The sequence below is a fragment of the Krasilnikovia cinnamomea genome (genome assembly GCF_004217545.1).
In the GTDB taxonomy this organism is placed as follows: domain Bacteria; phylum Actinomycetota; class Actinomycetes; order Mycobacteriales; family Micromonosporaceae; genus Actinoplanes; species Actinoplanes cinnamomeus.
On the sequence record NZ_SHKY01000001.1, the window covers coordinates 1,889,827 to 1,902,455 of the forward strand.

At 74.7% G+C, this 12,629-nt stretch carries 12 protein-coding genes; 4 read left to right on the top strand and 8 right to left on the bottom strand.

What is annotated here, in order from left to right; all coding sequences use genetic code 11:
- The 3 genes from EV385_RS08325 to EV385_RS08335 all read right to left on the bottom strand — a co-directional run bounded on the left by EV385_RS08325 (position 1) and on the right by EV385_RS08335 (position 2,272).
- On the bottom strand, positions 1-162 hold the full coding sequence (locus EV385_RS08325; protein ID WP_242624774.1) for an AtpZ/AtpI family protein: 162 nt from the start codon (positions 160-162) through the stop codon (positions 1-3).
- 279 nt (positions 163-441) lie between these two features.
- A complete protein-coding gene (locus EV385_RS08330; RefSeq protein ID WP_242624775.1) occupies positions 442-918 on the bottom strand; it encodes a hypothetical protein in 477 nt (158 codons plus the stop codon).
- 40 nt (positions 919-958) lie between these two features.
- Complete coding sequence (locus EV385_RS08335; protein WP_130508938.1) at positions 959-2,272, bottom strand: serine hydroxymethyltransferase; 1,314 nt, start codon at positions 2,270-2,272, stop codon at positions 959-961.
- An 81-nt stretch (positions 2,273-2,353) separates the two neighbouring features.
- Between EV385_RS08335 and EV385_RS08340 the strand changes: the two genes are divergently transcribed.
- Complete coding sequence (locus tag EV385_RS08340; protein WP_130508939.1) at positions 2,354-3,880, top strand: SDR family oxidoreductase; 1,527 nt, start codon at positions 2,354-2,356, stop codon at positions 3,878-3,880.
- Here the strand turns inward: EV385_RS08340 and EV385_RS08345 are convergent.
- The 4 genes from EV385_RS08345 to prmC all read right to left on the bottom strand — a co-directional run bounded on the left by EV385_RS08345 (position 3,877) and on the right by prmC (position 7,111).
- Positions 3,877-4,518: an arsenate reductase/protein-tyrosine-phosphatase family protein gene (locus tag EV385_RS08345; protein WP_130513164.1), complete on the bottom strand. Its 642-nt coding sequence runs from the start codon at positions 4,516-4,518 to the stop codon at positions 3,877-3,879. The genes EV385_RS08340 and EV385_RS08345 overlap by 4 nt on opposite strands.
- A gap of 102 nt (positions 4,519-4,620) precedes the next feature.
- Positions 4,621-5,556, bottom strand: a complete 936-nt coding sequence (locus EV385_RS08350) for an L-threonylcarbamoyladenylate synthase (RefSeq protein WP_130508940.1) — start codon at positions 5,554-5,556, stop codon at positions 4,621-4,623.
- Positions 5,553-6,209, bottom strand: coding sequence for an L-threonylcarbamoyladenylate synthase (locus tag EV385_RS08355; protein ID WP_130513165.1), 657 nt, complete (start codon positions 6,207-6,209; stop codon positions 5,553-5,555). The genes EV385_RS08350 and EV385_RS08355 overlap by 4 nt, the downstream gene beginning before the upstream one ends.
- Positions 6,209-7,111: a peptide chain release factor N(5)-glutamine methyltransferase gene (prmC, locus tag EV385_RS08360; RefSeq protein ID WP_130508941.1), complete on the bottom strand. Its 903-nt coding sequence runs from the start codon at positions 7,109-7,111 to the stop codon at positions 6,209-6,211. The genes EV385_RS08355 and prmC overlap by 1 nt, the downstream gene beginning before the upstream one ends.
- A gap of 79 nt (positions 7,112-7,190) precedes the next feature.
- On the opposite strand from prmC, the gene EV385_RS08365 reads away from it, so the two are divergent.
- From EV385_RS08365 to EV385_RS08375, 3 genes are all read left to right on the top strand, one after another.
- Entirely contained in the window at positions 7,191-8,696 is a 1,506-nt protein-coding gene (locus tag EV385_RS08365; RefSeq protein ID WP_130508942.1) for a GGDEF domain-containing protein, read from the top strand.
- 5 nt (positions 8,697-8,701) lie between these two features.
- Positions 8,702-10,066, top strand: coding sequence for an outer membrane protein assembly factor BamB family protein (locus EV385_RS08370; RefSeq protein ID WP_130508943.1), 1,365 nt, complete (start codon positions 8,702-8,704; stop codon positions 10,064-10,066).
- 124 nt (positions 10,067-10,190) lie between these two features.
- Positions 10,191-11,516: an outer membrane protein assembly factor BamB family protein gene (locus EV385_RS08375; protein ID WP_130508944.1), complete on the top strand. Its 1,326-nt coding sequence runs from the start codon at positions 10,191-10,193 to the stop codon at positions 11,514-11,516.
- On the opposite strand, the gene prfA is transcribed toward EV385_RS08375, so the two are convergent.
- A complete protein-coding gene (gene prfA / locus EV385_RS08380; protein WP_130508945.1) occupies positions 11,500-12,591 on the bottom strand; it encodes a peptide chain release factor 1 in 1,092 nt (363 codons plus the stop codon). The two genes, EV385_RS08375 and prfA, sit on opposite strands and share 17 nt — an antisense overlap.
- Positions 12,592-12,629: the final 38 nt, after the last annotated feature.

Sequence of the window (12,629 nt, forward strand, 5' to 3'; positions counted from 1 at the left end):
TCAGGCGCCCAGGCGGCGCACGATGAGGTAGACACCGCCGCCGATCCCAACGACACAGCCGATGCCGGCGAATATGCCCCTGGTCCCGACCCAGTGGTCGACCAGCCAACCGATCCCGCCCCACACCAACATGCCCGCAAGGAGATAACTGAGCGCCGTCATCCCCATACCCGAGTCGGGTGGGGGTGGACCGTCGTCACCGCGGGGATCGTGTTTAGGGCCTTGACCGGTCATGACGGCCGAACCTTATCAGCCGCTCAGGCCAGGCTAAGCGGGACCCCCCGCACAACCGAGGTTGTCCAGGCGTTAGGGGTCTCGCAACTGGAGGGACACGGTACTCCCCTCGCGCCAGAACTGGACAACTCCGCGCGGCCCGGATCACCGGATCGGGGAAACCGCCCCGAATCGCCGACCCGTCAAGCCGCCGTGCGGTGGAGAAGATCACTTCCGGCGGGCCAGCTTGTGCACCCACCACACCTGCGCGGCCGTCCACACCACGACCCCGGCCACCACCCCCCATCCCAGCGCGACACCGCCGCGCCAGCCCGAGCCGACGAGAACCGCCAGGATCACGCCGAGCAGGGAGTACTTCAGCACGTACGCGCCCAGGCCGACCGGCATGACCAGCGCGGGGCGCACCGTGTCCGCCCAGGCCAGGGCCAGGGTCGTGAGCGTGTAGCTCACCGTCACGATCGCCACCCCGGCCGCCGCGCCCAACGCCACCACGGGGCCGCCCACCACGAAGCCGACCGAGGCCGCGCACAGCAGCAGCGCCACCGAGATCGCCGTCAGCAGCGGGAGGTGCTCCACCTTCCACCGCGGATCGGCGGGCAGCGGCGGCAGGTCCGGCAACGGCGTGTCGTCCGGGTCCGCACCCTGTCGGGGCACCCCGGCCACGCGCGTCTGTTCCTCTGTCATCCGGTGCCCTCCTGGCCCTGCTTCACGGCGGTGCGCTCGGTCATGCGGCGCCGCCGGTCTCCGGGTACGCCGGGAACTCCCCCACCAGATCCGCCACCTCGTCACCCAGGTCGCGCAGCCGCACCGCGCCACCGGCGGTCGCCGGGTCCGTGGTCACCGCGGCGGCGATCAGGCCCGCGATCCGGCGCATCTGCCCCTCCCGCATGCCCTGGGTGGTCACGCACGGGCTGCCCACCCGGATGCCGGACGCCACCGCCGGCGGCTCCGGATCGTACGGGACGGCGTTCTTGTTCAGCGTGATCCGGGCCAGTTCGCACCGCGCCTCGGCGTCGCGCCCGCTCACCCCGGTGTCGCGCAGGTCGACCAGGGCGAGGTGGGTGTCGGTGCCCCCGGAGACCGCGCGCATGCCCTCGGCCGTCAGCCCGGCCGCCAGCGCCTGGCTGTTCGTGACCACCTGCCGGGCGTACGTCTGGAATTCCGGCAGTGCCGCCTCCCGCAGGGCGACCGCCTTCGCGGCGATGGCGTGCATCATCGGCCCGCCCTGGGTGAACGGGAAGACCGCCTTGTCGATGCGCTGGGCGAGTTCCTCACGGCAGAGAATCATGCCGCCCCGGGGCCCGCGCAGCACCTTGTGGGTCGTGCAGGTCACCACGTCGGCGAACGGCACGGGCGAGGGCACCGCCCGCCCGGCCACCAGGCCGATGAAGTGCGCGGCGTCCACCAGCAGGTACGCGCCCACCTCGTCGGCGATCTCCCGGAACGCCGCGAAGTCGATCAGCCGTGGGTACGCCGTCGCCCCGCAGATGATCATCTTGGGCTGGTGGGCCCGGGCCAGGTCGCGCACCTCGTCGTAGTCGATCAGCTCGGTGTCGCGCCGTACCGAGTAGCCGACCGTGTGGAACCACTTGCCGCTGAAGTTCGCCTTGCTGCCGTGCGTCAGATGGCCGCCGTGCGGCAGCCCCATCGCCAGCACGGTGTCGCCGGGCTGCACCAGCGCCGCGAACGCCGCCAGGTTGGCTGACGCGCCGGAGTGCGGCTGCAGGTTCGCGTGGGCGGCGCCGAACAGGTCCTGGGCGCGCTCGATGCCGAGCTGCTCGGCGCGGTCCACCTCGGCGCACCCGCCGTAGTAGCGGCGCCCCGGATAGCCCTCGGCGTACTTGTTGGTCAGCGTGGAGCCGAGCACCGCGAGGACCGCGGGCGAGGTCAGATTCTCGCTGGCGATCAGCTGCAGGCCGCCCCGCAGCCGCTCCAGCTCCCCGACCACCACCTCGGCGATCTCCGGGTCCTCGCGTTCGAGCGCGTCGAAGTCCGGGCCCCAGAAGGTGACCCGGCCCCGACCAAGAACCGCTGTCATGGCGCTCCTTCACGTCGGCGACGCTGCCCCCGCGAACCGAGCATATGGCCTGTTGACCCCGCATGTTGGCACAGTGGGGACATGCGCTGTCTGGTCACGGGAGCCACGGGTTACATCGGGGGGCGCCTGGCGCCGCGGCTGGTGGAGGCCGGGCACACCGTACGGTGCCTCGCGCGGGATCCGCGACGGCTGCGGGACGCGCCCTGGGCAGGGCGGGTGGAGATCGTCCAGGGCGATCTGGGTGAGCCCGGGACGCTGGCCGCCGCATTCGCGGACGTCGACGTCGCGTACTTCCTGGTGCATTCGCTGGGGCACCGTGACTTCGAGCGCCGGGACCGGGCGGCGGCCACGAACTTCGCGGCGGCGGCCCGCGCGGCGGGGGTGCGGCGGATCGTCTACCTGGGCGGCCCCGAGCCGCACGCCCTCCCCGGTCCGGCCGATCGGCGCCCCACGCACCGGTCGGCGGCCGGGCGCGAGGGCGCCTCCGCGCACCTTCGCTCACGCGCCGAGGTGGCCGACATCCTGCTGGCCAGCCAGGTGCCGACCGTCGTGCTGCGCGCGGCCGTCATCATCGGCTCCGGCTCGGCGTCGTTCGAGATGCTGCGCTACCTGACGGAGCGGCTGCCGGCCATGATCACCCCACGCTGGGTGGGCAACCGGGTGCAGCCCATCGCGGTCCGCGACGTACTTCGCTACCTCGTCGCGGCGGCGGACCTGCCCGCCGAGGTCAACCGCGGCTTTGACATCGGTGGCGCGGACGTGCTCACGTACGCCGACATGATGCGGCGCTACGCCCGGGTGGCGGGGCTGCGCCGCCGAATCATCGTCCCGGTCAGGTTGCTCACGCCGAAGCTGTCCGCGTACTGGGTCGGGCTGGTCACGCCCGTGCCCAACGCCATCGCCCGGCCTCTGGTGGCCAGCCTGATCCACGAGGCGGTCGGCCACGAACACGACATCACCGGGTACGTGCCCGGCGAGGTGCTGGGCTTCGACGAGGCCGTCCGGCTGGCGCTCGCCAAGATCAAAGATGCGGACGTGGAGACCCGGTGGTCCGGGGCCTCCGGCCGGGACGCGGCCGCCGAGCCGCTACCCAGCGACCCCGAGTGGTCCGGCGGGGACAACTACGTCGACCTGCGCCGCCGCTCGGTGCGGGCGCCCGTGGCCGCGCTGTGGCGGGTCATCGAGAGCGTGGGCGGCGAACACGGCTGGTACTCGTTCCCGCTGGCCTGGTCGGTGCGGGGTTGGCTGGACCGGCTGGCGGGCGGTGTCGGCCTGCACCGGGGTCGCCGCGACCGGCACCGGCTGCGCGTCGGCGAGGCGCTGGACTGGTGGCGGGTCGAGGAGATCGAACCGGGACGGCTGCTGCGGCTGCGCGCCGAACTGAAGGTGCCCGGCCGGGCCTGGCTGGAGATGACCGCGGCACCGGACCCGGCGGACCCGGGGCGCAGCGTCTACCGGCAGCGCGCGGTGTTCCTGCCGCGCGGGCTCGCCGGGCACGCGTACTGGGCGGGGGTGCTGCCGTTCCACGGCATCGTGTTCAGCGGCATGGCCCGCAACATCGCGCGCGACGCCGAGCAGCTGCACGCCCGCGAAGGGGCGGGCGGCTAGGGCAACAGCAGGCGGGTGAACGGCACGACGGCGTCCTCGATCTCGTCGCCGATGCGCGCGAAGGTCTGGTCACCCCGTCCCCACGGGTCGTCCAGGTCGTCGCCGGGCAGCGGCGCACGGCCCCCGCGCCGGGCGTGCGCGGCCTCCACGATGGCGACGCCGCGGGCGTACACCGCGTCGGGCTCGGCCGCCGCCGGGGGCAGCGCGGCCGGGTCCAGCCCGGCCAGCAACCGGCCGAACTCCCCCAGCACGAACGTCCGATCGGCCACATCGGGCCGCAGCGCCACGACGTAGTCCACCTGGTCGGCCGTCGCGGTCAGCACCAGATCGGCCTCGTCGAGGTGCTCGCCGCGCAGCTTGCGGGCGGCGAATCCGGTGTCGACGCCGCCCCGGGCGCGGACCTGGCGTGCGGCGGGCGGGTTCATCCCCTCGCCCTCGTGCCAGCCGCCCGTGCCCGCGCTGACGCTGCGCACCAGCCGCGCGGCGGGATCGTCGGCGATCGATCGGCCCCCCGCCACGGCGGGGACGTCAGCGGGTACGGCCACCCGGTCGCGGACGCTACGCGCCAGCAGCCGTTCCGCCATCGGCGACCGGCAGATGTTGCCCATGCAGACATGCAGCACGGTGAACGGGTGCATCACGCCGAGAAGTCTGCCATGCGGCGTCTCGCCACACCGGACACCTCACGGCACCGCCCGCCCAGCGGACACCGCACGCTTTGACCCGCCCGGCGAACACCCTCAGGCCGCGGCCCGCCCCAGCCGGTCCCGGATCGCCAGCCAGTCCTCGGTGTCCGGCGGGGCCTGCACCAGGATCGTCCCGGCCCGGGCGTCGTCGAGGCGGTGCAGCGCGGCGTACAGGTCCGCCGCGTACTCGCCGGGATCGGCCGACAGCACCTCGTCGCCGGGACCGCGCCCCTCGTACGTGAGCACCGCGACCGGCCCGGCCAGCCCGGCGCGGGGCACCGCTTCCACGTCCTCGGCCAGGATCAGCCGGGCGCGCGGCGCGTAGTGGCGCCGGCTCATCCCGGGCGACGGCCGCGCGGCCCCGTCCGCGACCCCGCCGCCCGGCAGCGCGAGTCCGCCGGTCACCTCGCGCAGGGAGCGCAGGCCCAGGGCACCCGGGCGCAGCAGCCGGGCCGGGGACACGGTCAGGTCGACGACCGTGGACTCGATGCCGCACGCGGACGGGCCACCGTCCAGCACCAGCGGCACCTCCGGCAGGCTGCCGAGCACGTGCTGGGCGGTGGTCGGGGAGATGCTCTCCGACCGGTTCGCGCTGGGCGCGGCCAGGGCCAGCCCCGACTCGCGCAGCAGGCGCAGCGCCACCGGGTGGGCGGGGATCCGCACCGCGACCGTGTCCAGGTCACCGGGCAGCCCGGCGGCCCGCTCGACCACCACGGTCAGCGGCCCCGGCCAGAACCGGGCGGCCAGCTCGTCCGCCACCGCGGGCCAGCGCCGCGCCAGCGCCCGGGCCTGGGCCACGTCGGCGACGTGCACGATCAGCGGGTTCCACGAGGGCCGCTGCTTGAGGCGGTAGATCTCGGCGATCGCGTCGGCCGAGGTGGCGTCCGCGCCCAGGCCGTACACGGTCTCGGTGGGGAAGGCGACCACGGAACCCGCGCGCAGCAACTGCACGGCGCGCCGGATCCCGGCGTCGTCCGGTGCGACGATCATGCGGGCCCCGGGACCTCCGCCGGCAGGATGTCCGGCACGACGTCGCGCAACTTGCCGAACGGCACCGCGCCCTCGCGCAGCACCCGGGGCACGTCGCCGGTGACGTCGACGATCGTGCTCGGCGCCGGGTCGTGCGCCGGGCCCGCCTCCAGATAGATCCGTACGGCGTACTCCAGCTGCTCGCGGGCCTCCTGCGCGGTGCGCGGCGGCGCGCCGCCCACCCGGTTCGCGGTGGTCACGGCCATCGGGCCGACCTCGCGCAGCACCTCCAGGGCCACCGGGTGCAGCGGCATCCGCACCCCGACCACCCCGCCGGTCTCGCCCAGGTCCCACTGCAGGCTGGGCGAGTGTTCCACCAGGATGGTCAGCGCGCCGGGCCAGAACGCGTCCGCCAGCTCACGCGCCGCCTTCGGCACCGAGTAGACCAGGCCGTCGAGGGTGTGCCGGGAGCCGACCAGCACCGGCGGCGGCACCCGGCGCTCCGCGTGGCGGGCGGTGTGCAGCGCCTCGACGGCGTGCGCGGTGAACGCGTCCGCGCCGATGCCGTACACGGTGTCGGTGGGCAGCACGACCAGTTCGCCGCTGCGGGCCGCCTCGATGGCCGCGGCGACCCCCCGGTCGCGTTCCGCGACCGTGCGGCAGTCGTAGAGCATCACGGGGAGCAGTCTGCCACGTTGCTCTCGCTGCGCTCCGCCGTGGTGAAACGCGGGCGCCCCGCCAGGTCACGGTGGGCCTCGACCGCGGTGAAGCGGCCGTCCGCGCGCAGCAGCGCGGGCACCGCGTCCCCGTGTGCATCGTCGTGTTCGATGCCGAGCGCACCGCCCGGCCGCAGCAGCCGGGCGGCCAGGGCCACCACCGGGCGGATCACCGCCAGGCCGTCGGCGCCGCCGAAGACGGCCTCCGCCGGGTCGTGCTCGGCCACCTCGGGCGGCACGGCCGTGCCGAGCGGAACGTACGGCGGGTTGCACAGCACCACGTCCACGGCCCCGCTCAGCTCCGCCAGCAGCCCCGGATCGGTGACGTCCCCCTCGGCCACCTCGACCACCGAAAATCCGGCCGCGTTGCGCCGCAGGTAGGTCAGCGCCCGCGGCGACCGCTCCACCGCCAGCACCCGCCCGGGACGCGCCTCGTCCGCCACCGACAGCGCGATCGCGCCCGTGCCGCTGCACAGGTCCACGACGACCGCCCCGGGCGCGGCGCGTTTGATCCCCCAGCCCGCCAGCAGCTCCGTCTCCGGCCGGGGCACGAACACGCCCGGGCCCACGGCCAGTTCCAGATGCCGGAACGCGGCCGTGCCGAGCAGGTGCTGCAACGGTTCCCGGCGGGTCCGCCGGGCCACCAGATCCCGGAAACGGTCCAGCTCACCGGCGCGAACGGTGTCGATGAGCAGCAGGCGGCCCCGGCCGACGCCGAGCACGTGGGCGGCCAGCAGTTCGGCATCGACCCGCGGCGATTGCACCCCGGCGGCGGCCAGCTCAGCGGTGGCCTCGGCCAGGGCCGGAACGAGCCGCACCCGTTCTGTCGCCACCGAGGGGTGTTCGTGGGCGGGCGTCACGGCATAATCATGAAACGTCGAATGTGACGGTGGCCCGCCGGGTCACCGATTCGGCGATGTATGCCGGGGAGGGCCGCCGGTGAGTTGGTTGGACCGGCTCGCGGACAACGTCGAGGAACTTCGCAAGGCGGGACAGTTGCAGCAGGGCGGCCGGTCGGCCGAGGCCCTGCCACTGCTCGACCGGGTCCTCGACGCATCGGCCGACCCCACGACCCGGGCGTACGCGCTGGTGCAGCGCTTCGGCGCGCTCATCAACCTGGGCCGGGTCGCCGAGCTGGGCCCGGCGATGACGGCCGCCTCCGGTGCGGTGCGTGAGGCGCCCGACCCGTACCTGCGCGGGCTGATGCACGCGTACGCCGCGCTCGGCGCGTACCTGCAGGGCAATCTGGACCGGGGGGTCACCCATCTCGTGCAGGCGTCGCGGTCGCTGGCGGCCGTACCCGAGGGTGACGCGGAGACCGCGTGGGGCTGGCACGACCTCGCCATGGCGTACTCGTATCTGGGTTTTCACGGCCACGCGCTGACCGCGATCGAGCAGGCCCGGCAGGTCGGCGCGGCGTCCGGCATGGCCAGCGAGCTGTTCGCCGCGCCCGGCATCCGGCTGCGCAACGCGGTCTCGCTCGACCACCAGGGCGACACCGACGGCTGCCTGCGGGTGCTGCGCGACATCGACGCGGAGCTGGCCCGCTATGTGGCCACGGGCGCGGACGCCCGGCTGCGGCCCAGCAGCAAGACCGTCTACGGGTACGCGCTGGCCCGCCGCGCCGCCCTCGGCGAGCCCACCGAGGCGGACGTGACCGCCCTGCTGGCCGACGGCGGCGACAGCGTCCGCTCCCGAGACCTGCAGCACCTCGGCGGGGTGTGCCTGCACATCGCCGCGCAGCGGCCCACGGAGGCGCTGCGGCGCCTGGACGCGGTACCGGTGTCCCCGGAGATCCTCGGGCCCGCCGAGCCGGCCCGGCTGCGCAGCATCTGCCACGCCTCGGCCGGGGACCACGCCGCCGCCCACCACGCCGACCGGTACGCGTTCCGTCTCGCCGCCCAGCGCATCGACCGGCTCCGTGACGGCTTCCTGGACGGGGTCGCCGCCCGCCTGGACGCCCAGGAGACCCAGCGCGACATCGGCCGGTACGGCGACGAGACCCTCACCGACCCGCTCACCGGCCTGCCGAACCGCCGCCAGCTGGAACGCTACGTCGCCGCGATGCTGGCCCGGGGCGAACGCGCCGCGGTCGGCGTCTGCGACCTGGTCGGCTTCACCGAGGTCAACGCGCGGCACGGCCGGCACACCGGCGACCTCGTGCTGCAACGCATCGCGGGAGTGCTGATCCGGGTGATGCGCCGCGGCGACTTCGTGGCCCGGTTCGCGGGCGACGAGTTCGTGGTGGTGCTGCCCGGCGCGGGACACACCCAGGCCGCCGAGGTGTCCCGGCGCATCGCCGCCGCGGCCGCCGCCGAGAACTGGCAGGCGCTGGTGCCCGGCACCCCGATCGGGGTCGCGGCGGGCTGGTCCGAGGTCGGCACGCACGGCCGTACGCTGACCGCCGCCCTGGCCGCCGCGGCCGGTCACCGCAAGCCGGCCTGACGCGCGTGGCGGTCATCGAGCTCGGTTACGTGGGCTCCGGCGGCGCCGAGCTGCCGGAGCCCCCGCCGCTGCGCCCGGCGGAGTGGGGCCGGCGTCATCTGCGCCGCCTGACCGCGGCGCTGCTGGCCGTGTTGTGCCTGGTCACCGTGACGGCGTCGGACCATCTGCCCGCGCCGCGCGGCCTGCAGGCGCGGTGGGAGATCCTCTTCTTCCAGGGCGACATGTTCACGCTGGCCCGGGACACGGTGGTGGTGCTGAGCAGCGGCGCGACGCAGCGACTCACCGGATACGACCTCGACCGCGGTACGCCGCGCTGGTCGCGCGAGATGGATCAGCCGGTGCCGTACCTGATCACGACGCCCGGGTCGAGTGTCGTGCTGCTGCCGACCGTGGAGCGCAGCGTGCCGTCCACGCCGGACGGAAGCCAGATGCAGTCCATCTTCACGCAGACCGTGGCGATCGACGCGGCCACCGGCGCGCAGCTGTGGCGTGCGCCGGGCGACGTCACCGCGGTCAGCCTCGCCCACCTGCCCATCGGAGGCGACCGGGTGCTGCTGGCCGACCATGCCGCGGACTCCACCGCGGTGACCGGGGTACGCCTGGTCGGGGCCCGCGACGGCCGGGAGGTGTGGCGCCGGGACACCCCGGGCGCCCAGCAGATCGCGACGATCGGCCCGGACCCGCGACGGCCCGACCGGGTCGCCACGGTCACCGGAGCCGGGCAGGTCCGCCTGCTGCGGCTGAGCGACGGCGCGGAGCTCGGCGGCGGGACGGTCTCGGTGCCGTCCACCGGCTCGGCTCCGGACCGGTACGTCAACCTGGGATGGCACGGCGGGCAGCTGACCGTCACGCAGACCACCGACACCGGGGTGACCGTCACCGGGTACGGCGGGCAGCCGCTGCGGCAGCGGTGGCGGGTCGACGAGCCCGACGCCGTTGCCGCGTACGGCTGCGGGCCGGTGTGGTGCATCAGCACCGGCGCCGCGCTGATCGGCCGCGACTGGGACTCCGGCCTCGAACGCTGGCGCGCCCCCCTCAGCCACTCCGCCCGGCCGTTCGGCGCGGACATGCTGGCGGTGGAAGGCACCGCCGACGCGAGGTACGCGATCCTGGACGCGGGCACGGGCCGGAGCATCGCCCGCCTCGACGGTGAACCCGTGGAGGACGTCGCGGGCACGCGGGTGCTGACGATCAGCCCCACGGTGACACCCGGGGGCCGCAGCGCGGTGGGCCGGGTGGATCTGCGTACCGGGGAGACCTTCACCCTGGGCACGATCGACGGGGTCTCCGACTATGGGTGCCTGACCGACCGTGGCCTGCTGGTCTGCCAATCGGTTCATGATCGATTGACGGTCTCCGCGGTCGGCTGAGCCTTTGCGGGCACCGGTATCCTCTGCCGCGTGATGCGGGGAGACTACGCGGCTGCCGGGCGCGCCGGGGACGGGTCCGTGGCCGTGCCGCCCGGGCACCGCGCGCCGGCGGCCTGAGGCGCCGATGGTTGTCATCGAACTCGGTTACGTCGGCGTCGACGATCCACCCGATCCGTCGCCGCGCGCCTCCGGCTGGCTCAGGCGTCACGTGCGCCGCGCCGCGGCGGCGGTCCTCGCCGCGCTGTGCCTGCTCACCGTCACCGCCTCCGATCACGCGCCGGCGCCGCGCGGGGTGCGGCCGCTGTGGAGCATCCCGCTCGGCGACGAGGACTCCTTCCAGGTGTCCGGGGACACGGTCGTGGTGCACAGCACCGGCACGCCCCGGCGGCTGTCGGGGTACGGCCGTACCGACGGCGCGGTGCGCTGGTCCCGCGAGCTGGACGTCCAGGCGCCCTTCGTGATCGCGGTGCCGGACTCCGGCGTCGTGCTGCTGCCCTCCACGCCGCCCGGCGTGCCGACCCAGCCGGACGGCGTCTCGATGCCGCCGCGGTTCACCGAGACGACCGCGGTCGACGCCGCGACCGGCGCGGAACTCTGGCGCGGCGCGGGTGACCCCGCCTGGGCGGGCATAGGCGACGGCACCCTGCTGGTGGATCACCCCGACAACGGCCCTGGCGTGGCCCGGCTGCGCCTGGTCGGCCTGCGGGACGGCCGGGACCGGTGGCGCCGGGACACCCCGGGCGCCGAGCAGATCGCGACGATCGGTGCGGATCCGCGGCATCCGGACCGGGTCGCCACGGTCACCGGCTCCGGGCGGGTCCGTCTGCTGCGGCTCGACAACGGCGCGGAGGAGGGCGGCGGGACGGTCGCCTGGCCGCCCGGCTCCGCGTTCCCGTTCAGCAGCCTGGAATGGCACGACGGTCAGCTGTTCGTGCTGCACGCGAACGACACCCGGGCGACCGTCGCCGCCTACGGCGGGCAGCCGCTGCGGCAGCGCTGGCGGATCGACGTACCGGGCGCCAACGCGGCGGGCTGCGGCCCGGTGTTGTGCCTGAGCGCCGGTACGGGACTCACCGGCCACGACTGGCGGACCGGCGCCGAACGCTGGCGCCTGCCCGACGCCGTCACGCGGCCGTTCGGCGCCGGCCTGCTGGCGATCGTCGAGGGCCCGGAATCACCGCTGAGGGTCATCGACGCGGCCACCGGTCAACCCGTCGTGACGCTGGCCGGACAACCCGTAGAGGACGAAACGGGCGAGGTCGAGCTGATGCTGAGCGCGCCGGTCGCGCCGGACAGCCGCATGGTGGTGACCCGGGTACGCCCCCGCACCGGCGAGACGTTCACCCTCGGCACGATCGACGCGGTACCCGACTACGGCTGCGCGCTGGACCGGGACCTGCTGTTGTGCAGGACGGTGCGCGGCCGCCTGAGCGTCACTGCCGTCGGCTGAGCTCCGACTCCCCGGCGAGGCGGGCGGCCCGGTCGGCCTCGGCCAGCGCGTCCAGCACCCCGTCCAGCTCGCCACCGAGCGCCAGGTCCAGGTTGTACGCGGTGTAGCCGATCCGGTGGTCGGTGATCCGGTTCTGCGGGAAGTTGTACGTGCGGATGCGCTCCGAGCGGTCCACGGTGCGCACCTGCGCCTTGCGGGCGTCCGAGGCGGCCGCGTCGGCCTGCTCCTGCGCGACGGCCAGCAGGCGGGCGCGCAGGATGCGCATGGCCTGCTCGCGGTTCTGCAGCTGGCTCTTCTCGTTCTGGCAGCTCACCACGATGCCGGTGGGCAGGTGGGTGATGCGTACGGCCGAGTCGGTGGTGTTGACGGACTGCCCGCCGGGCCCGGAGGAGCGGAACACGTCGACCCGGATGTCGCCCGCGTCGATCTGCACGTCGACGTCCTCGGCCTCGGGCAGCACCAGCACCCCGGCGGCGGAGGTGTGGATGCGGCCCTGCGACTCGGTGACCGGCACCCGCTGGACGCGGTGCACGCCGCCCTCCCACTTCAGGCGGGCCCAGACGCCGTGGCCGCCCTCGGGCATCCCCTTGGTCTTCACGGCCACGGACACGTCCTTGACACCGCCCAGGTCGGACTCCTGGGCGTCGATGACCTCGACGACCCAGCCGCGGCGCTCGGCGTACCGGGTGTACATGCGCAGCAGGTCGCCCGCGAACAGGGCGGACTCCTGGCCGCCCTCGCCCGCCTTGATCTCCAGGATGACGTCCTTGGCGTCGTGCGGGTCGCGCGGGATGAGCATCTCGCCGAGCCGCTCCTCCAGGGCGGGCAGCGTCGCCGCCACCGCGTCGGCCTCGCCCGCGAACTCGGGGTCCTCGGCGGCCAGCTCGCGGGCGGCCGCGAGGTCGGCGCGGGCCGCCTCCAGCTCGGCGTGGGCGGCGTGCAGCGGGGCCAGCTCGGCGAAGCGGCGCCCGACCCGGCGCACCAGGGCCTGGTCGGCGTGGATGGCGGGGTCCTCCATCCGCTTCTCCAGCTCGGCGTACTCCTCGAGCAGGGTGGTCAGCCGGTCGTTGCTCACGCGTTCTCTCCCCACGCAGGTCCGCACACATGCGAACG